The sequence below is a fragment of the Proteus cibi genome, from assembly GCF_003144405.1.
Lineage (GTDB): Bacteria > Pseudomonadota > Gammaproteobacteria > Enterobacterales > Enterobacteriaceae > Proteus > Proteus cibi.
The window spans coordinates 160,345-181,792 of record NZ_PENW01000009.1 but is presented as its reverse complement, the minus strand read 5'-3'; the positions used below and the strand labels follow the sequence as shown (position 1 = coordinate 181,792).

Annotated in this window: 18 protein-coding genes and 1 other annotated feature; of the genes, 4 read left to right on the top strand and 14 right to left on the bottom strand. The window is 38.5% G+C overall.

Features of this window, described 5'->3' with window-relative positions:
- Positions 1-126: 126 nt before the first annotated feature.
- On the top strand, positions 127-1,533 hold the full coding sequence (gene gndA / locus DK865_RS04740; protein ID WP_023581264.1) for an NADP-dependent phosphogluconate dehydrogenase: 1,407 nt from the start codon (positions 127-129) through the stop codon (positions 1,531-1,533).
- Between the two features lie 96 nt (positions 1,534-1,629).
- On the opposite strand, the gene DK865_RS04735 is transcribed toward gndA, so the two are convergent.
- The 3 genes from DK865_RS04735 to DK865_RS04725 form a co-directional block, all read right to left on the bottom strand.
- Complete coding sequence (locus tag DK865_RS04735; RefSeq protein WP_109391353.1) at positions 1,630-2,982, bottom strand: dicarboxylate/amino acid:cation symporter; 1,353 nt, start codon at positions 2,980-2,982, stop codon at positions 1,630-1,632.
- Positions 2,983-3,514: 532 nt separating this feature from the next.
- The gene (locus DK865_RS04730; protein WP_194295180.1) at positions 3,515-4,864 is read right to left on the bottom strand and encodes a dicarboxylate/amino acid:cation symporter; all 1,350 of its coding nucleotides are present in this window, start codon (positions 4,862-4,864) and stop codon (positions 3,515-3,517) included.
- Positions 4,865-5,295: 431 nt separating this feature from the next.
- Entirely contained in the window at positions 5,296-5,793 is a 498-nt protein-coding gene (locus DK865_RS04725; RefSeq protein ID WP_109391352.1) for a YbaK/prolyl-tRNA synthetase associated domain-containing protein, read from the bottom strand.
- Between the two features lie 314 nt (positions 5,794-6,107).
- Here DK865_RS04725 and yiaY point away from each other — a divergent pair, with 314 nt between their 5' ends.
- Positions 6,108-7,259 carry an L-threonine dehydrogenase gene (yiaY, locus tag DK865_RS04720; protein WP_023581267.1) on the top strand — a complete coding sequence of 384 codons (1,152 nt, stop codon included), beginning with the start codon at positions 6,108-6,110 and terminating at the stop codon, positions 7,257-7,259.
- A 99-nt stretch (positions 7,260-7,358) separates the two neighbouring features.
- On the opposite strand, the gene hisIE is transcribed toward yiaY, so the two are convergent.
- The 8 genes from hisIE to hisG are packed head-to-tail and all read right to left on the bottom strand — an operon-like array spanning position 7,359 to position 14,488.
- Positions 7,359-7,976 carry a bifunctional phosphoribosyl-AMP cyclohydrolase/phosphoribosyl-ATP diphosphatase HisIE gene (gene hisIE, locus DK865_RS04715; protein WP_162556608.1) on the bottom strand — a complete coding sequence of 206 codons (618 nt, stop codon included), beginning with the start codon at positions 7,974-7,976 and terminating at the stop codon, positions 7,359-7,361.
- On the bottom strand, positions 7,976-8,749 hold the full coding sequence (gene hisF / locus DK865_RS04710; RefSeq protein WP_023581269.1) for an imidazole glycerol phosphate synthase subunit HisF: 774 nt from the start codon (positions 8,747-8,749) through the stop codon (positions 7,976-7,978). Before hisF ends, hisIE begins: the two co-directional genes overlap by 1 nt.
- The gene (gene hisA, locus DK865_RS04705; RefSeq protein WP_109391350.1) at positions 8,731-9,468 is read right to left on the bottom strand and encodes a 1-(5-phosphoribosyl)-5-[(5-phosphoribosylamino)methylideneamino]imidazole-4-carboxamide isomerase; all 738 of its coding nucleotides are present in this window, start codon (positions 9,466-9,468) and stop codon (positions 8,731-8,733) included. Before hisA ends, hisF begins: the two co-directional genes overlap by 19 nt.
- A 6-nt stretch (positions 9,469-9,474) precedes the next feature.
- A complete protein-coding gene (gene hisH / locus DK865_RS04700; RefSeq protein WP_109391349.1) occupies positions 9,475-10,065 on the bottom strand; it encodes an imidazole glycerol phosphate synthase subunit HisH in 591 nt (196 codons plus the stop codon).
- Positions 10,065-11,132, bottom strand: a complete 1,068-nt coding sequence (gene hisB / locus DK865_RS04695) for a bifunctional histidinol-phosphatase/imidazoleglycerol-phosphate dehydratase HisB (protein ID WP_023581272.1) — start codon at positions 11,130-11,132, stop codon at positions 10,065-10,067. Before hisB ends, hisH begins: the two co-directional genes overlap by 1 nt.
- Before the next feature lie 49 nt (positions 11,133-11,181).
- Positions 11,182-12,264, bottom strand: a complete 1,083-nt coding sequence (gene hisC, locus DK865_RS04690; protein ID WP_109391348.1) for a histidinol-phosphate transaminase — start codon at positions 12,262-12,264, stop codon at positions 11,182-11,184.
- Positions 12,254-13,582: a histidinol dehydrogenase gene (gene hisD, locus DK865_RS04685; protein WP_109391347.1), complete on the bottom strand. Its 1,329-nt coding sequence runs from the start codon at positions 13,580-13,582 to the stop codon at positions 12,254-12,256. The genes hisC and hisD overlap by 11 nt, the downstream gene beginning before the upstream one ends.
- 6 nt (positions 13,583-13,588) lie before the next feature.
- A complete protein-coding gene (gene hisG, locus DK865_RS04680; protein ID WP_023581275.1) occupies positions 13,589-14,488 on the bottom strand; it encodes an ATP phosphoribosyltransferase in 900 nt (299 codons plus the stop codon).
- Positions 14,489-14,532: 44 nt separating this feature from the next.
- Positions 14,533-14,662 (bottom strand) — a sequence feature (His leader region).
- Between the two features lie 356 nt (positions 14,663-15,018).
- On the opposite strand from hisG, the gene DK865_RS04675 reads away from it, so the two are divergent.
- Positions 15,019-15,840 (top strand): SDR family oxidoreductase, encoded by an 822-nt coding sequence (locus tag DK865_RS04675; RefSeq protein ID WP_023581276.1) that lies wholly within the window; start codon positions 15,019-15,021, stop codon positions 15,838-15,840.
- A 1-nt stretch (position 15,841) separates the two neighbouring features.
- Here the strand turns inward: DK865_RS04675 and DK865_RS04670 are convergent, their stop codons facing one another.
- Complete coding sequence (locus DK865_RS04670; RefSeq protein WP_023581277.1) at positions 15,842-16,462, bottom strand: glutathione S-transferase family protein; 621 nt, start codon at positions 16,460-16,462, stop codon at positions 15,842-15,844.
- A 157-nt stretch (positions 16,463-16,619) separates the two neighbouring features.
- On the opposite strand from DK865_RS04670, the gene DK865_RS04665 reads away from it, so the two are divergent.
- Positions 16,620-17,822 (top strand): serine hydrolase, encoded by a 1,203-nt coding sequence (locus tag DK865_RS04665; protein ID WP_109391346.1) that lies wholly within the window; start codon positions 16,620-16,622, stop codon positions 17,820-17,822.
- A gap of 152 nt (positions 17,823-17,974) precedes the next feature.
- Here DK865_RS04665 and DK865_RS04660 read toward each other — a convergent pair whose 3' ends face one another.
- Positions 17,975-19,645 (bottom strand): formate--tetrahydrofolate ligase, encoded by a 1,671-nt coding sequence (locus DK865_RS04660; RefSeq protein WP_109391345.1) that lies wholly within the window; start codon positions 19,643-19,645, stop codon positions 17,975-17,977.
- A gap of 362 nt (positions 19,646-20,007) precedes the next feature.
- Complete coding sequence (locus DK865_RS04655; RefSeq protein ID WP_023581280.1) at positions 20,008-21,372, bottom strand: L-serine ammonia-lyase; 1,365 nt, start codon at positions 21,370-21,372, stop codon at positions 20,008-20,010.
- Positions 21,373-21,448: the final 76 nt, after the last annotated feature.

Sequence of the window (21,448 nt, the reverse complement as noted above, 5' to 3'; positions counted from 1 at the left end):
AAGATTGTGATACCAATTACATCAATAACTACCACCAAGTGAGAGAGTGAGTTACTATGTGATCAGGTTAACAAATTGTCAGGACATTGATACTGGCAGGTTTATTTTCAGACGGGAGTTATTTTCATGTCAAAACAGCAAATCGGCGTGGTTGGTATGGCAGTTATGGGACGTAACCTTGCGCTAAATATTGAAAGCCGTGGTTATTCTGTCTCTATCTACAACCGCTCAAGCGATAAAACGAATGAAGTTATTGCTGAAAATCCAGGTAAAAAACTGGTTCCGAATTATTCTATTGAAGAGTTTGTTGATTCGTTAGAAAAACCACGCCGTATTTTATTAATGGTAAAAGCGGGTGAAGCAACGGATAAAACAATTGCTGCCTTGACACCGCATTTAGATAAAGGTGATATCCTTATCGATGGCGGAAATACTTTCTTTAAAGATACTATTCGTCGTAACCGTGAATTATCAGCGCAAGGCTTCAATTTCATTGGTACCGGTGTTTCTGGTGGTGAAGAAGGTGCATTAAAAGGTCCTTCAATCATGCCTGGTGGACAAAAAGAAGCTTACGAATTAGTTGCTCCAATCCTTGAAAAAATTGCAGCTGTGGCTGAAGGTGAACCTTGTGTGACTTATATCGGTGCTGATGGCGCAGGTCACTATGTGAAAATGGTTCATAACGGTATCGAATATGGCGATATGCAGCTGATTGCAGAAGCGTATTCAGTATTAAAACACTCATTAGGTCTTACTAATGAAGAATTAGCAGAAACTTTCACTGAGTGGAATAAAGGTGAGTTAAGTAGTTATCTAATTGAAATTACAGCTGATATTTTCCGTAAAAAAGATGACGAAGGTAAATACCTTGTTGATGTTATTCTTGATGAAGCGGCAAATAAAGGTACAGGTAAATGGACTAGCCAAAGCTCTTTAGACTTAGGTGTACCTGTTACACTTATCACTGAGTCTGTGTTTGCTCGCTATATCTCTTCATTAAAAGATCAACGTGTTGCTGCATCTAAAGTATTATCAGGTCCAACACCTAAAGCATTCTCAGGTGATAAAAAAGCCTTTATCGAGAATGTTCGTCGTGCACTGTATTTAGGTAAAATTGTCTCTTATGCTCAAGGTTTCCAACAACTGAAAGCAGCATCAGACGAATATAACTGGGATTTAAACTACGGTGAAATTGCGAAGATTTTCCGTGCGGGTTGTATTATTCGCGCTCAATTCCTGCAAAAAATTACAGATGCCTATAACGAAGATGCAAGCATTGCAAATCTGCTATTAGCGCCATACTTCAAACAAATCGCTGACGATTACCAACAAGCTCTGCGTGATGTGGTTTGTTATGGCGTTCAAGCTGGTATTCCTACTCCAACATTCTCTGCCGCTATTTCTTACTATGATAGCTATCGTGCAGAAGTGTTACCAGCAAACTTAATCCAAGCTCAACGTGATTACTTTGGTGCGCATACTTATAAACGTACTGATAAAGATGGCGTATTCCACACTGAGTGGATGGAATAAGAAAAATTCAATCTTCGGTTATATTGTTTGAAATATAACAAACAAAAGGTGCTCAAATAGAGCACCTTTTTTTGTTGAGTTAAGAAAAAATCCAAGTTATTGCTCAGAGACCTTCACATAATGAAGTTCTTCATTTGCCTTATCAGAGACTAAATTATCTTCAAATAAGTCTTCTTTTAATATTTTCCCACTAAAAACAGCGTTCATTCTCTCTTTATCTAAGGCATTTTCCCAGCGAGCCACAACAATACAGGCGCAAGCGTTACCCACAATATTAGTCAATGCTCGGCATTCAGACATAAAGCGATCTATGCCTAGGATTAGCGCCATACCTGCAACGGGCACACTAGGAACAACCGATAAGGTTGCCGCTAAAGTAATAAAACCCGCACCAGTAACGCCCGCAGCACCCTTTGAGCTGATCATGGCAACAAAGAGTAATGTAATTTGTTCTGTTAATGACAAATCAACACCTGTTGCTTGTGCAATAAATAGCGCCGCCATGGTCATATAGATGTTCGTGCCATCTAAGTTGAAAGAGTAACCCGTTGGAATAACTAAACCGACGACTGATTTTTTACAGCCAAGTTGTTCCATTTTCGTCATTAATGTGGGGAGCGCGGCTTCAGATGAAGAGGTGCCTAATACCAACCAAAGTTCATCTTTTATATATTTAATTAAAGAGAGGATAGAAAAACCGTTATATTTTGCAACAGCACCTAAAACGACCAACACAAAAAGTAATGCTGTTAGATAAAAGGTAATGACTAACAACATTAAATTGCCAATAGAAGAAATACCGTATTTACCTATGGTAAATGCCATTGCACCAAAGGCACCAATAGGTGCTAACTTCATTAGCATACTCACCATCTTGAAGACAGGATCGCAAAGATGCTGTAAAAATTTTAATACAGGTTCGCCCCGTGAGCCGATGGATGCTAATGCTAGACCAAAAATCACAGAAACAAACAATACTTGTAAGATATTGCCATTAACTAATGGGCTAACAATAGTATCAGGAATAATGTTCATTAAAAAATCAACAAGAGAAGAGCTGTGTGCCTGAGTGACATACATTTCTACTCGGCTACTGTCTAATGATTCAGGAGAGATATTTAAACCATCACCAGGGCGAATAATATTGGCAGTGATTAATCCAATAACAAGTGCAATTGTAGAAAAGGTGAGAAAGTAAATCATCGATTTACCCGCTACTTTTCCAACGGCTTTCATGTTGTTCATACCAGCAATGCCAGTCACGACAGTTAGAAAGATAACTGGGGCGATGATCATTTTTACTATTTTGATAAATCCATCGCCTAACGGTTTGAAAGATTCGCCAATATCAGGGTAAAAATGCCCCAATAGAATACCGAAAATGATAGCAATAATGACTTGGATATATAACACACGATAAAAGGGGAGCCTGCGGGATGAAGTCTGCATAAAATTTCCCTGTAACTGAAAGATATTGACTAAATAAAAAAGAAATTATGATGTAAATTATTATTTACATTTATTTTGTTGTGATAAGTAACTTAAAGGTATGAGTAAATCAGGTCAATAAAATAAAGTTGATTTTATCAAATATTGTGCTCTTCATCTAAAAAATTAGATTTAGTTTCAATTTATCGTTATTTATGGAATTTATTTTTCTTAAATCAATAAGTTAATAAAATTATTTTTTGTTTTAATTTATTGTATTTCGTTAATGACATGTAGGTTTGCTTCGTTTTTATGGTGAATGAAATGGAATAAATGTAAATAAATATGGACAAGGGGGGATAGGTGAAAAGATGAATGGCAATTATTTGTTTTTATTAAATTTATTTTTTATAAAATGAATCGTTGATATACCTTTCAATGTAAATGAACTTTAAGTAATCAACACGTAAATAAGTATTTATTCTTAGCGATAAGAGAGATAAAAAGTAAAAGAGCGCATAAGCGCTCTTTTATGGATCATAGAAAGTGATCTTTATTTTACTGGGATTTTAATTGAGTTATCAGACTCAATTTCAATAGGTGCTAATGGGATATCTTCAACAAATTCACTTGAAGCACGACCACTAAAGACATCATTCATTCTCTCTTTATCTAGAGCATTTTCCCAACGAGCCACAACGATACAGGCACACGCATTACCCACAAGGTTGGTTAATGCGCGGCACTCTGACATAAAGCGGTCAATCCCTAGAATTAGCGCCATACCTGCAACGGGCACACTTGGTACGACCGATAAGGTTGCTGCTAAGGTAATAAAGCCCGCTCCGGTTACGCCAGCCGCACCTTTTGAACTTATCATTGCGACTAAGAGTAGCGTGATTTGTTCTGTTAATGACAAATCAATACCCGTAGCTTGTGCAATAAATAGCGCCGCCATGGTCATATAGATGTTCGTGCCATCTAAGTTGAAGGAGTAACCCGTTGGAATAACTAAACCGACGACTGATTTTTTACAGCCGACATTTTCCATTTTACGCATTAGGCTAGGTAAAGCGGCTTCTGAAGAAGAAGTACCTAATACTAACCAAAGTTCATCTTTAATATATTTAATTAAAGAGAGGATTGAGAAGCCGTTATATTTGGCAACAGCACCTAATACAACAAGCACAAAGAGCAGTGAGGTAATGTAGAAAGTCAGAACAAGTAATACTAAGTTACTGATTGATGAAATACCATACTTTCCGATGGTAAATGCCATTGCACCAAAAGCGCCAATAGGTGCTAATTTCATTAGCATACTAACCATTTTGAATACTGGCTCTGAGAAGTTCTGTAAGAATTTAAGAACGGGCTCACCGCGAGTTCCTATAGATGCTAATGCGATACCAAAGACGACAGAAACAAACAGTACTTGTAGAATATTACCGTTAACTAATGGACTGACTACGGTTTCAGGAATGATATTCATTAAGAAACCCACAATAGAAGAGTCATGCGCTTTAGCGACATAACTTTCTACTTTACTGGCATCTAATGAGGCAGGGGAAATATTTAGCCCATCACCTGGGCGAATAATATTGGCAACGATTAAACCAATAATTAATGCAATGGTAGAGAAAGTCAGGAAGTACACCATGGATTTACCCGCGACTGTACCCACCGCTTTCATATTATTCATACCTGCAATACCCGTTACTACAGTTAAGAAGATAACAGGTGCGATGATCATTTTTACAATTTTGATAAATCCATCACCAAGAGGTTTAAAGGATTCACCGACGTCAGGGTAAAAATGCCCAAGCAAGATACCGAGTAAGATGGCAACGATAACTTGCACATATAGCACTTTATAAAGCGGTTGTTTTTTAGTTGAAGTTTGCATGAAGATTTCCCTGCACCTATTGGTACATTGTTTATATATTTATTTGTATGTTAGAAAATAACTGAATTGTAAATATAAGTTTACATTATTGTGTTTTTATTGATGCTAACTTAAATGTACGAGTAAATCAGGTCAATAACATAAAATCTATTTAGTTAATTATTGAGTGCTGAATCGAGAAAAAAGTTAAAATTTTCCATTTTGTACATTTTATAGCGCTATAGATAAGATGATATGAAATTAATAGGGTTTATTCTGGTTTTTTGGTTATTATTGGTGTTAAATGCTGGAAGTTTTTTGGATTAGATTATCTAATATTACTTTGGAATGTGTAAATTAATACATACAGTAAGAATAGTTATTATGATAACAATTACCCTTAATTGAATTTAGGACTAGGGTAATTGTTAAAGATAAGTTGACCGTTTTTATTATTCGTTTTCTTCTTCACGAATAAAAGAAAGTAATTCTGGCTGTGCAATACGTTTGTAATCTTGCGTATTAAGAATAATAGAACGCTCTAATGTACCTGCATTAAACGCTAATTCATCAAAACGTTCAAAAAGCAGAGGGTCAGCTACAAGTTTTAATGAAGGATGAAAACTAAAGGGGGGGATTGCGCCAAAGACACATTGTGTTAGATCATCAACTTCTTTAGGGCTGGCTAAAGAGGCTCTTGTTCCCCCGATTTGATGAGCTAATTTTGAAAGGTCGGCTTGTTTATCTGCGGGTAATATCGCCAGCACATGTTGCTTAATTCCATTCCCTTTTATATGGCAGACTAATCCCTTTGCACCTTGTCCTAACTGTGTTCCTCTAATTTTTGCAACTTCTTCAGAACGACCTGCGGTAGCGTGTTCCATAATGCGGTAAGTCGCGTGGTTTTTATCCAATAAAGCAGTAAGTTGCTCAAAAATAGTCAAAGACATCAATGACTCCTGAATTTAATAAGTTATTTCTTTGGGGTCATTATACGACTTTAAAAAAAATATTCTGCTGTGATGTTCACGGCTGGTTTTGATTATTTTGATAAGCTTTTCAAATTATTTTGTTACAAATGATAATATGTTAATAGTATTATCCTATTGAATTAATAGGGTAATTATACTTCTTTATTTAATCATCCGTAATAAAATGATAAACAAATTGATATTTATTCATTATTTTGATGATGATCAATTTAAGAACAAAAAGAATAGAACATATTAAAACATAGATTTAATTACTAAAAAGGAAGTCAATAATGGCTGTTTCTACATTCTATATCCCTTCTGTAAATAAAATTGGTGCTGGTTGTCTTGCGGAAGCTGTAAGTTCAATGAAAGATTTTGGCTTTCATAAAGCATTAATCGTTACTGATAGTATTTTAAATCAACTGGGTGTTGTTGATAAGGTCAGCAAATTACTGACAGAGGCTGGTATTTCTAGCGTGACTTATGACGGTACGGCACCAAACCCTACTGTTGAAAACGTAGAAGCAGGTTTAGCGCTGCTGAAAGAACATCAATGTGATTGTGTTATTTCTTTAGGTGGTGGTTCTCCACATGATTGCGCTAAAGGTATCGCATTAGTCGCTTCTAATGGCGGAAAAATTGCAGATTATGAAGGTGTTGATCGCTCTGCAAAACCTCAATTACCCCTGATTTCAATTAATACCACAGCAGGTACAGCATCAGAAATGACACGTTTTTGTATCATCACAGATACTGCGCGTCATATTAAAATGGCTATCGTTGATAAAAACGTTACACCACTCTTATCTGTAAATGATTCAGAATTAATGATTGGTATGCCAAAAGGTTTAACCGCTGCAACAGGTATGGATGCATTAACTCATGCTGTAGAAGCGTATGTTTCAATTGCTGCAAATCCAATTACTGATGCGTGTGCATTAAAAGCAGTCACTATGATCAGCGAGTCTTTACGTAAAGTTGTTGATAATGGTGGTGACGCGGCAGCGCGTGAAAATATGGCTTACGCTCAGTTCTTAGCGGGTATGGCATTTAATAACGCTTCTTTAGGTTATGTACATGCTATGGCTCACCAATTAGGGGGTTTCTATAACTTACCTCATGGTGTGTGTAATGCGGTTCTATTACCTCATGTTCAAGCTTATAACATTCAAGCAGCAGCTGGTCGTTTAAAAGATATCGCACAAGCTATGGGTGTTGATGTTTCTGCAATGAGCGATGAGCAAGGTGCAAAAGCGTGTATTGAAGAAATTCGTAAAATGGCGAAAGATGTAGGTATTCCAGCTGGCCTGAAAGAATTAGGCGTGAAAGAAGAAGATTTCAAAACATTAGCTGAAAATGCACTGAAAGATGCTTGTGCAATCACTAACCCAGTTCAGGGTTCTGAAAGTGATGTTATCGAGTTATTCCGTCAAGCAATGTAATATTTAGGAAATTAAAAGGTAATTTATTACTTTTGTTTTCTTTAAACGAAAGCCGATACTTTATTGAGTATCGGCTTTTTGATATTCATGTTATATCGATTACTCTGCTTTTTTATGGCGCGCTTGCAGACAACCTATTACATCAGAGAGTGATAATGATTGATCTTGCAATAACACCATTAAGTGATAAAGCAGGTCTGAAGCTTCATTTTTTAGCTCTTCTCTGTCATTAACAGTAGCAGCCAATGCCGTTTCTACGCCTTCTTCTCCTACTTTTTGCGCTATACGTTTTGTCCCACTAGCATAAAGGCGGGCAGTGTAAGAGCTATCTGGTGAGGCATTTTTACGTTCACGTAATAAATTCTCAAGTTCATAGAGAAATCCCCATTGGCTTTGTGCTGGGGCAAAACAACTTTCGGTTCCGTTATGGCAAGTTGGACCAAGAGGATTGGCTAAGATAAGTAAAGTATCGTTATCACAGTCAGGGTAAATATTGACTAACTTGAGAAAGTTGCCTGAGGTCTCACCTTTTGTCCATAGACGCTGTTTAGTGCGTGAATAGAAGGTAACATTTCCACTTTCTAGAGTGACATTTAATGCGTCTTTGCTCATATAACCGAGCATTAATACATCACCTGAAATAGCATTTTGGATAACCACAGGCATCAGATTATCGACTTTTTCCCAATCTAGTTGCGCTAATATTTCACTATTCATTATATTCTTACCTTAACGTCATTCTTTGCAAGATACTGTTTTAATTCGTTGATATTAATTATTTGTTTATGGAAAACAGAGGCTGCAAGAGCACCATCGACATTGGCTAATTTAAATGCATCAAGAAAGTGTGACATTTCGCCAGCTCCTCCAGATGCGATAATAGGAACATCTGCAACTTGGCGTACTAGAGCAAGTTGTTTTAGGTCATAACCTTGCCTTACGCCGTCTTGGTTCATCATATTTAAAACAATTTCACCTGCACCAAGTTGTTGAACTTCACGTACCCAATCAAGGGTTTTCCAGTGCGTTTGTTGGGTGCGTTTTTCATCGCCTGTGAATTGATAAACTAAATATTCACCTGTTTTTTCATCAAACCAAGTGTCAATTCCCACAACAACACACTGTACACCATAGCGATCCGCCAAACGAGATATCAGTGAAGGATCGGAAAGTGCAGGGGAGTTTATCGAAATTTTATCTGCACCAAATGAGAGAATTTTTCCTGCATCTTCAACAGAACGAATACCGCCTGCAACACAAAAAGGAATATCAATCACTTCAGCGACACGCGATACCCAGCTTTTATCAACAACACGACCATCAGAAGATGCCGTAATATCATAAAATACCAGTTCATCTGCGCCTTCTTTGGCATAGCGTTCAGCAAGAGGCACGATATCACCAATAATTTCATGATTGCGAAATTGAACACCTTTAACAACTTGTCCATCTCGGACATCAAGACAAGGAATTATGCGTTTTGCCAACATGATATCGCCTCTTTTAATGTAAATTTGCCTTCTAATAATGCTCTGCCAACAATAATACCGGCAACACCAGATGCGGGAAGATCTGCGATATCTTGTAAATCACCAATACCGCCTGACGCTTGGAATAAAATGTTAGGGAAACGCTGGCTAATTTCTTTATACAATTCGACGTTAGAACCGGCTAATGTGCCATCACGAGAAATATCGGTACATAGCACATGCTTTAAACCCACACTTTGATAAAGCTCGATGATATCTTCAAGTGTATAGGGGGAGTTTTCTTGCCAACCACTGACAGCTACCCACTTTTTGCCTTGTTTATCAATGCGAACATCGAGGGCTAATACAATGGCTTCCGCACCATAGCGCTCAAACCAGGTTTTCACCATTTCAGGTTGGCTAACTGCGGTAGAGCCAATAACAACTCGGCTAGCCCCAGCATCGAGTAGTGATTTAACATCATCTTCAGTGCGAATGCCGCCACCCACTTGTACGGGAACATTGACACAAGCAACAAGTTCTTTTAACAGTGGAATTTGGCGAGCAGAAGGATCTTTTGCCCCCGTTAAATCCACTAAGTGAAGTAATTTTGCGCCATCTTTTTCATATTGTTGATAGCGTGTCAGCGGATTATCATCATAATCACGCTGTTTTGCATAATCACCTTGATGAAGACGAACTACTTTCCCATCAATTAAATCTAATGCTGGAATAATCATAACGGGTTACATCTCCAAAAAGTTCTTGATAAGTTGCGCTCCTGCTTTCCCTGAACGCTCTGGGTGAAACTGCACGCCATAAAAATTATCTTTTTGAATTGCGCTACTAAAACGCGAGCCGTATTCCGTTTCAGCAATTGTCGATTCATTGAGTGCTAAAGCGTAGCTATGCACAAAATAGAACCAAGCATCATCACCAAGACCACGAAAAAGAGGATGTCCAGGCTTTGCTAATACTTGGTTCCAACCCATATGCGGTAATGGTAATCCTGCGGTATCGAGCTTATTGATGGTGCCATCAACTAAACCTAATAAAGGGATATCTTTACCTTCTTCGCTTAGTGAAGCCAATATTTGCATACCTAAACAAATTCCTAAAACTGGTTGTGTTAAGGCTTTAATTAGAGGAATTAGCTCACGTGCTTTGAGTTGTTCCATTGCCGCTCTAGCCGTACCCACTCCGGGTAAAAAGAGTTTATCCGCAGATAATACAATGTTTTTTTCATAGGACACGATGGGGTCATAACCAAGGCGCTTAACGGCGTAAGCGACAGACGCTAAATTGGCACAGCCCGTATCAAGAATAACCACTTTCATCACAGAACACCTTTTGAACTGGGTAAAGTATTGCCTTCAACACGAATGGCTTGGCGTAATGTACGACCAAAGACTTTAAATAAACTTTCAGCTTTATGGTGATCGTTTTTGCCTTTTGATTTCAGGTGTAATGTGCAACCCATGGTGTAAGAGAGTGAACGGAAAAAGTGTTCAATCATCTCTGTACTTAAATCACCAACACGTTGATATTTAAATTCGGCTTTGTACTCAAGGTGTGGACGACCAGAAATATCTAATGCACAGCTTGCAAGGCACTCATCCATTGGCAATGTAAAGCCAAAGCGAGCAATACCTCGTTTATCACCTAATGCTTCACGTAATGCCTCACCCAAAGCAAGACCGGTATCTTCCACTGTGTGGTGATCATCAATCACTAAATCACCTTTTACATTGATATTCATGCGAAAACCGCCATGTGTGGCAATTTGATCCAGCATGTGATCAAAGAAACCGACACCCGTGCTGATCTGGCTGTTGCCTTCACGATCAAGCCAAATATCGATCGCGATTTGTGTTTCTTTTGTTTTCCGCTCAACGTGAGCATAGCGATCTTTTTTAGTCAATTGCTCTGTAATAACAGCCCAATTGAGCTCATCGGGCTTATAAAGCAGGCCTTTGATACCCATATTTTGGGCTAGCTGAATATCCGTTTGTCTATCGCCAATGACATAACTATTATCTTTATCTAGTGCACCCTCAACTAAATACTGAGTGACGAGACCTGTTTCTGGTTTGCGACAAGGACAGTTGTCTTCAGGTTTATGGGGACAAATTAACACATCATCAAATGAGATCCCTTGAGATGAGAAAACTTGCATCATTAAATTATGAGGAGGATCGAAATCCGCTTGAGGAAAACTTTCTGTGCCTAATCCATCCTGATTTGTGATCATAATGAGTTTATAACCCGCTTTTTGCAGAGCAGTCAGTGCGGGGATCACGCCATTTTCAAAGGCAAGCTTATCAAGTCTATCAACTTGGTAATCAGTGGGTGGCTCAGTGATTAAAGTACCATCACGGTCGATAAAAAGAATTTTTTGGCTCATGGTTGAGATCCCTCAGTTGCGATTTTTTATTGTTATCGTTTTAAATGTTTTATACGTTTGCAGTTTGAATATTTTTTATGGCATTAATCACGCTATCACATTCTTCTGCTGTACCGATAGAAATACGCAAACAGCCATTAAGCCCATATTGACGCTGTTGATCGCGTAAAATAATCCCTTGTTCCCATAAAGTACGGAAAACCAGAGTAGCATCAGTGAATTTCACTAAAATATAGTTGGTTTCACTGTTATAAACCTGTTCAACATTAGGTAGTTTTTTTAACGAATCAGATAAAATGGCTCTGTTGCGTGAAATATCTGTCACTCGTTTTTTCATTATTTCAATACTTTCTTCTGTTAATGCTTGCGCAGCAATATCTGCAACAGGTGTTGAAAGTGGGTAGGGTGCGATCACCTTTAGTAATAATTCAATCACAGGTGGGTTGGCAAGCGTAAAGCCACAACGAAGCCCCGCTAAAGCAAAAGCTTTCGATAAGGTTCGCAAAATAACTAAATTCGGATAATCTTCAAGCCATGAAATAATTGACGCGTGTGGGCAAAACTCAATATAAGCTTCATCTACCGCAACAATGGCTTTGTTTTTAGCCAACGCTAATACATCACGGATAAGAGATGGATCAACAATATTTCCTGTTGGGTTATTTGGGCTGCACAGGTAGATAAGTTTTACATTATCAAGTTGTGATGCGATGGCTTTGACATCAAGGCTCCAATCAGCAAGTGCAGGAACAACACGTTGTTCTACACCGAAAGTTTCTGCACTAACGCTATACATGCCATATGTTGGTGGACAATAAAGTACGGCATCTTTACCTGGCTCACAAAACGCACGAATAAGGAGCTCAATCGCTTCATCGGCGCCACGGCTAACTAAGACTTGATTAGTCTCTACACCGGCATATTTTGCATAACGATTAATCACATTTACGGGCTGACATTCAGGGTAACGATTTAAGTTTTTTTCATTAAAAGTAAAGTCAGGCGCAATGGGGTATTCATTTGCATTTAACCAAACAGAACCCTTTCCCCCTAAGCGTCGAGCAGATTGATAAGGTGTTAATTCACGTACATTTTTTCTTGCAAGTGTATTGATATCAAATTCAGTTTTCATCACTCTTTATCCCCTGAGCTAAAGCGTTAACGCGAAGTGTGACAGCATTTTTGTGTGCGGTGAGTTGCTCTGCTTGCGCTAATATTTCAATGGTCTGTGCTAAATCAGATAAACCTTGTGCGGTGAGTTTCTGTACTGTCATACGTTTCATAAAATCAGCTAAACCTAAGCTTGAGTAGGTTGCTGTATAGCCATAAGTTGGTAGAACGTGATTAGTACCAGAAGCATAATCTCCGGCAGATTCAGGTGACCAAGCACCAAGAAAAACAGATCCAGCGCTAGTAATGCTATCAACACGACGATCAGCATCATTGGTTTGAATAATTAAGTGTTCTGGACCATAGCTATTACTGATTTCAATACACTGATCAAGATCCCGAGTAATAATGACGCGGCTTTCTGCAAGCGCTTGTTTAGCGATTTCAGCACGGCTTAATAGTGTCAGTTGTGTTTCAGTTTCAGCAATAACGGCTTTAGCGAGTGTTTCATCAGGCGTTAATAAGACAACTTGTGAATCAGGGCCGTGTTCAGCTTGTGAAAGTAAGTCCGCAGCAATAAATGCAGGATTTGCATCTGCATCAGCAATCACTAAAACTTCAGAAGGACCTGCTGGCATATCGATTGCAGCACCTTGAAGTGATTGACTTACTTGGCGTTTTGCTTCTGTTACATAAGCATTACCAGGGCCAAAAATTTTATCAACTTTAGGAATAGATCCCGTACCGAATGCCATGGCTGCAATCGCCTGTGCACCACCTACTTGGAAGATTTCATCAATACCGATTTGTTGGGCAATATATAAAATTTCGTCAGCAATCGGCGGTGGTGAGCAAAGAATTACTTTGCGACAACCTGCAATACGGGCTGGAATACCTAACATCATGACGGTTGAAAGCAATGGTGCTGAACCTCCGGGAATATAAAGCCCTACGGCATCAATTGCTCTACTTACTTGCTGACAGAATACACCAGGCTGAGTTTCTACGTTGATAGTGTTAGGAATTTGAGCCTCATGAAAGCGACGAATATTATTCATCGCTTGTGCTATTGCCTGTTTTATTTTGCTATCAAGTCGTGATGAGGCTTCATTGATTTGCGATTTTGACACCAAAACACTTTCTGGCGCTGTTTTATCGAATTTTTGGCTAAGCGCTTTAAGTGCTTTATCTCCCTCATTGCGTACCTGTGAAATGATGCTAGCAACTTGTTCTGTAATTGAACCCGATGCAGAAATGGCAGGGCGAGTTAATAGCACTTGTTGCTGTTCTTTCGTGCATTTATTCCAGTAAGTTAATGTATTAAAACCCGTTTTCATCATTTCACCTTATTCCATCATTTTTTCAATTGGTAAAACAAGAATTGAACTTGCACCTAATACTTTAAGTTTTTCCATTGTTTCCCAGAATAGGGTTTCGCTACTTACCATGTGCATTGCAACGCGATTTTGGTCACCCGCCAGAGGTAAAATAGTCGGTCTTTCAGCTCCTGGAAGTAATGCAATGACATCTTCAAGACAGTCACTTGGTGCGTGTAACATAATATATTTTGATTCTCGAGCTTGAATAACACCTTGAATACGCGTTAGTAAACGATCGATAAGCGCTTGTTTTTCGGCTTCCATTTCACCGTCACGTTGGATTAAGCATGCTTTTGAGCGATAAATCACTTCGACTTCTTTTAAGCCGTTGGCTTCTAATGTTGCGCCAGTAGACACTAAGTCGCAAATAGAGTCAGCAAGACCTGCGCGAGGAGCGACTTCAACAGAGCCATTGAGTAGACATGATTTAAATTTGATGCCTTTTTGGTCTAAATAGCGTTTGAGCAGATTTGGATAGGAGGTTGCGATACGAGTATTATTTAAGCATTCCACACCTTGATAATCAAAATCGACAGGCGTTGCGAGAGATAAACGACAGCCACCGAAATCAAGACGACGTAGTGTCAGATAACTCGGGTTTTCACCTTGAGAACGACGTTTTAATAACTCTTCTTCTAAAACGTTTTCGCCAATGATCCCTAAATCAACAACGCCATCCATTACCAATCCCGGAATATCGTCATCTCTCACACGTAAAATATCGATTGGCATATTTTCAGCGTAAGCAATCAGGCGCTGTTGATTTAAGTTAATTTTGATACCACAACGCGCTAAAAGAGCACGAGAATCATCGCTTAAACGTCCTGATTTTTGCATTGCGATTCTTAATCTTGCTTTATCTAACATAATATCACCCTATCATTGTCCCTATTTTTGTTATGAAAATTAGCTATAAAAAAACCCCGGAAGTTGCCTTCCGGGGTTTTAGTTGTTATCTGCATTCAGACCACCGGAAGCGTTTCTTAAACGTCTTCCAGCACTCATCGCCTGAAAGACTAGTCAGGGTGATGGTGATGATGGTGGTTTAGTTGAATGCTATACATAATTATTTCCTAGCTAATAACACGATTTGTTATTTAATAATGCCCGTTACTGTTAATCTGTATTTAGTAACCTGCATTTAGAATTTGTCTGCCTTTCAAGCTACATGATTTACAAAGCAGAAAGCAACCTATTTTTTAATAATAATTTAATTATTTTGTAACCTTTTGTTTTTAATGCGATTTTAATATTTCTCTTATTTACTTAATGGCACAAGTAGGCGAGTATATAGAGAGAGGCTAAATATTCACGAAATATAAGAAGTATTTATATGTAATGGAAAAACTAAAATTTTATAGCATACTTTGACTAAGCCATTTAAGTAGGGGAGCAAAATGAAACGAATAACCATCGTAGGATTAGGTTGGTTAGGTTTACCACTTGCCGCTGCGTTGCGTGATGCAGGCTATCAAGTTAAAGGGACTAAAACCACCGAAGATGGCGTAGAAGCAGCAAGAATGAGTGGCGTTGACTGCTGTTTAGTGAATTTAACACCCGCAATTGAATGTGATAGAGATGATTTTGATTACTTAATGGAAACTGACGTACTCATTATAACATTACCACCAAGTGCTGCTGGTGGAGGTTATGATTATGTTGAAGCCATTCAGACGCTGGTGGATAGCGCAATGTCTCGCCATGTTACAAGAGTGATTTACATTAGCTCTACTTCTGTATATGGCAATCAAACTGGTAATATCACGGAAGAAATGGATATTCGACCAGAAACACAATCAGCAAAAATGTTAGCCGAAGTTGAGAACTGGCTACATCGTTTACCGTTGACTACAGTGGATATTCTTCGATTAGCAGGGTTAGTCGGTCCAGGTCGTCATGCAGGACGTTTTTTATCAGGTAAAAAACAGGTAAAAGGCGCTCATCAATGCGTTAACTTGGTCCACTTAGACGATGTGATTTTTGCTGTTGAACAATTGCTTGCACAGAATGAAGGCGGTCATTTATATAATTTATGTGCTCCAATTCATCCTAAAAAGAAAGATTTTTATTTGAGAGCGTCTAATCAACTCGATCTTATTCCGCCAGAATTTGCTGAGGAAGATAGGCCTTTAATACGAGAGATTGATGGTCAGGAGATCTGTCGAGATCTTGGATTTCATTACCATTATCCAGATCCCGACAAAATGCCAATGAATTAGTTTAATTGACAGGCAGTAACACAATATCACGGAAAATAGATTTTTCGCTTAATTGTGCAAACCAACGCTCAATATGAGGGTAATGTGGTCTATCTTTGCAAACTTCTAGCCATGGATAGACCAAGGGAGCGATTGCCATATCGGCAAGAGAGAATGTATCTCCTGCAAAATACGTTGTTTTTGCAAGTTGGTCGTCAGCAATTTTAATGAGTTTATTCAGCTTCTCTTTCAACGCATTCACAACTTCAGGATTTTGTTGCTCTTTAGGCGTGCGGACAATCATGATCATCATTTGTTGAATGGGAGCAAAGAGGCTGCCATTTGACCAATCCATCCATTTTTCTACATTAGCTCGTTGTTTTGGTTCAATGGGATAGAGTGTGTTATTTTCATATTTTGTACATAAATAACGAATAATGGTATTAGATTCCCATAACGCAAAGTCATCATCTTGTAAGGTTGGAATAGAAGCGTTGGGATTCATTGCTAAATAATTTGCTTCATTGAGCCCACCAAAAGGGCCACCAACGTCGATTTGCTCATAAGGAACGTTTAATTCCGTTAAGCACCAAAGCACTTTTTTAACGTTAGATGAGTTTTTTCTACCCCAGACTTTTAACATAAAGGTCTCCTAAACCGCGATAAGTAATAAAATTTCCCTCTATAGGGCGCTAAATATGAATATAAGATAAATCTCTATATATCAATGTTGGCGTCTTATTCCAGAAAGCCATATAGTAGGAAAGCTTTAACAAATTGATATAAAAGGGTGATCGGTAATGAAAAAAAATATTCCATCTGTTCTGGGTAAGGTTACCGCGGGAATGGGTTTACTGCTAATTATTTCTAGTCCTTCATTTGCGGTAAATAATCCGGTACCTCCTCAAATAGAGGCAAAATCTTATGTATTAATGGATTACAACAGCGGAAAAATTCTGGCATCAGAAAAACTTGATGAGCGTTTAGATCCCGCCAGCCTTACAAAAATCATGAGTAGCTATGTCGTTGGACAGGCGATCAAAGAAGGTCGTATGTCACCTGACGATACGGTTATTGTTGGGCGTAATGCATGGGCAACGGGAAATCCGGTATTGAAAGGATCATCATTGATGTTCTTGAAACCGGGTGATCAGGTCAAAGTGATTGATTTAAATCGCGGTATGGTTATTCAATCTGGTAATGATGCCAGTATTGCATTAGCAGAGCATGTTGCGGGTAGTCAGGAAACCTTTGTTGATCTAATGAATTCCTATGCTAAAAATCTCGGTTTAAAAAATACACACTTTAAAACCGTTCATGGGTTAGACTCTGATGGACAATATACAACCGCACAAGATATGGCATTACTCACAGCGGCCATGATCCGCGATGTTCCTTCAGAGTATGAAATCCATAAAGAAAAAGAATTTACATTCAACAATATTCGTCAGCCAAACCGCAACCGCTTATTGTGGAATAAAAATATGAATGTCGATGGTGTGAAAACGGGTCACACTAATGGAGCAGGGTATAATCTTGTTTCTTCGGCAACTGAAGGCAATATGCGTTTGATTGCTGTTGTTTTAGGAACACCATCAGATAAAGTGCGTTTTGCTGAAAGTGAAAAATTATTAGGTTGGGGTTTCCGCTTTTTTGAAACAGTAACACCTGTAAAAGCAGATACACCACTGACAACTCAAAAAGTATGGTATGGCGATAAAGGCGAAGTTGCATTAGGGGTTGCCAATGATGCCTCAATTACCATTCCTAAAGGTGAGTTGAAAAATCTGAAAGCCTCTTTTACTTTAACCAATCCTGTATTAGAAGCGCCGTTAACTCAAAATCAGGTTGTAGGTACAGTTAACTTTTTATTAAATGATGAAGTGATTGAACAACGCCCATTAGTTGTAAAAGAAGCGGTTGAGGAAGGCGGTTTCTTTAGTCGTATTTGGGATTTTGTTGTTAAAACAGTATCTGGTTGGTTTAATGCTATTTTTGGTTAATTTACCAATAATGGATCTATCAAAGCGTTACTGAGTTTTTCACCCAAAAAGAAAGACTAGCTGTTATTTTTTATATAAATAATCCGTAATTGTTTAACGATTACGGATTTTTTTATATTCCATAAAATAGAAAAATATCGCTATGTTAGAACTTAAATAAGCCCATCAATTTTACCTTGATTATCAACATTAACAGCGATAGCCGCAGGTATTTTGGGTAATCCAGGCATCGTTGTGATAGAGCCTGTTAAGGCAACAACAAAGCCAGCACCCGCAGAAACATACACTTCACGAACGTTGATCGTAAAGTCAGTCGGGCGGCCTAATAACGAGGGATCATCTGAGAGTGAATATTGCGTTTTTGCCATGCAAACAGGGAAATGAGCAAAACCCATACTTTCTATTTTTTCTAACATTTTATGAGCGTGTTGGCTATAAGTCACACCCTTGGCACCATAAATCTCTTTAGCAACAAGATCGATTTTTTGACTCAGTGAGGCGTCATCAGGATAAATTAATTGAAATTGGCTCGGTTCATTTTCAAGTGTATCAATCACTTGCTTAGCCAATTCAATACCCCCTTTGCCTCCTTTTTCCCACACTTCGGTCATTGCGAAGCGACACCCTCTATCTTGGCAAAATTTTTCGATAAACTGATGCTCTGCAATACTATCAGTGATATAAGCATTAAGAGAAACAATCACGGGTAAACCATATTTTTTAAGGTTTTCAATGTGTTTTTCAAGGTTGACAATACCCTTTTCAAGGGCAACTAAATCTTCATTATTCCACTCGCCTTTACCTAAGCCTCCGTTGTATTTTAGCGCTTTTGTGGTGACAACAATAACGGCACAATCAGGGCGTAATCCACTGATCCGGCATTTTATATCAAAGAATTTTTCTGCACCTAAATCAGCACCAAAACCGGCTTCTGTCACAGTAATATCAGCAAGTTGAAGAGCCAGTTTTGTCGCTCTTACGCTATTGCACCCATGAGCAATATTAGCGAAGGGACCACCATGAACAATGGCAGGCGTATTTTCGAGTGTTTGTACTAAATTGGGATTAATGGCATCTTTTAATAAACTCGCCATTGCACCGACGGCTTGTATATCGCTTGCTGTAATAGGATCACCTTGATAAGAATAGGCAACAATGATGCGAGAAAGACGTTGCTTTAAATCATCAATATCCACGGCTAAACAAAGAATAGACATAATTTCAGAAGCAACAGTAATAACAACGTTATCTTCTCTTGTAACACCGTCTTTTTCGCCACCTAATCCCACAACAATATTACGTAAAGCACGATCGTTCATATCCATACAACGTTTAAATACGATTTTTTTAGGATCGATATTTAATGGATTCCCCTGATAAATTGAATTATCAAGCATGGCAGCAAGTAAATTATTGGCAGAGGTAATAGCATGGAAATCGCCAGTAAAATGAAGATTGAGATCTTCCATTGGAACGACTTGTGAATAACCTCCCCCTGTTGCTCCTCCTTTAATCCCGAAGCAAGGACCTAAAGAGGGTTCACGCAATGCAATAATGGCATTTTTTCCAATATGATTAAGTGCTTGCCCTAATCCAACAGTGACAGTTGTTTTTCCTTCACCAGCCGGTGTTGGGTTAATTGCTGTCACTAAAACTAATTTTCCGGGCTTTTTAGTTGCAATTTTTGACCAAATACTGTGGCTAAATTTGGCTTTGTACTTGCCATAAAACTCGATATCATCTTGATCAATATTTAAATTTTTAGCAATGTCCTGAATAGGTAAGAGGTGTGCTTCTTGGGAGATTTGAATATCTGATTTCATTTTAGTTCTCTTTTTATCCCGCTGATGATGTCTTTAGTGATCTTTACTCATCAACTTTAGGCAATAATCTAAATATCACCAATAGATTGATTAAGTTGTCGTTATTTACTTTAGATAACGCGTTCATCGTCACGCCCTTTAAATAATTTTTGTGATTAGCTCCTATTTTTCTTTAAATTTTCCCTATTGAGCGATGTTTCGCATGTTTGAAAAACATATTTTAACTAAGGATGACAATTTAATCTCATACAAAAAGAAGAGATGAAAAAAAGAAGAGTATCGAGATAGATATTTCTAAACAAAAAAGGCGCTGATATCAGCGCCTTATCTATCATAAATATCTATATTGAAGACTCTCAGGTTTAGTCACAAGAAATCTTAATGGCTAATCCGCCTTGAGAGGTTTCACGATATTTAGCATTAATGTCTTTACCTGTTTCGTACATTGTTTCAATGACTTTATCTAAACAGATACGAGGATCACTGACGCGACGTAAAGCCATACGAGATGAGTTTACGGCTTGTACGGCAGCGATGGCATTTCGTTCAATACAAGGAACTTGTACTTGTCCTGCCACTGGGTCGCAGGTAAGTCCTAAGTTATGCTCCATTGCAATTTCCGCTGCAATACAAACTTGTTCTGGGCTACCGCCTAAAAGCTCAGTTAATGCACCTGCTGCCATAGAACAAGCAACGCCGACTTCACCTTGGCAACCGACTTCAGCACCCGAGATAGATGCATTCATTTTGTAAAGTGAGCCAATAACACCAGCAACTAAGAAAAAGCGAGTGTAAGAGTTTTCATTTACAGGGCGAATAAATTTATCATAGTAAGACAATACTGCTGGAATAATACCACAGGCACCATTTGTTGGTGCTGTGACAACACGTCCACCAGCCGCATTTTCTTCATTTACGGCAAGGGCAAACATATTAATCCAGTCAACAACGGTCATTGGATCGGTTGTTGTTTTATCTTCTGTGACTAACATACGGCGTAATGCAGAAGCACGGCGAGGTACGCGTAATGGCCCCGGTAATAAGCCTTCGGTATTTACACCACGCTCAATACCTGACTTCATCACGTCCCAAACAGCCGCGAAATGAGCCGAAATTTCTTCTTTGCTACGTAATGCTAATTCGTTTTGCATGACTAATGCGGATAAAGAAAGGCCTGTTTCTTTACAATGGCGACGTAAATCAGCCGCATATTGATAAGGGTAAGGAACTTGGATCGCATTTTCTTCAGGTTGACCAAAATGCTCTTCATCAACAATAAATCCCCCACCAATAGAGTAGTAGGTTTTTTTCAATAAAACCTGTTCACCGTTATAAGCGGTAATGGTCATGCCATTTTCATGGAGAGGGAGATTAGTTTTATGAAAATTCATACCGCCTTCAACCGGAAAATCGACTTCTTTTATGCCATTTGCCAGCATTAAGCGACCAGTGGTTTCTACTTTTTTAATGAAGGGGGTAATAGAATCGATATCGACGGTGTCAGGTAAGTTGCCTGCGAGTCCCATAATAATAGCAATATCTGTTGCGTGACCTTTACCTGTTAAAGATAAAGAGCCATAAACATCAACGATAACGCGGGAAACAGAAGAAAGAAGATTTTTTTCAGCAAGTAAATCAACAAATTCTTTACCTGCTTTCATTGGACCTACAGTGTGTGAGCTTGAAGGACCAATACCAATTTTAAAAATATCAAAGACGCTAACCATAATATTCGCCTCCCTAATTCATTTAAAGGCGCAACTGTGTGATTATTAGAATGTTAAGTGTCGGTTTTGAAATCTA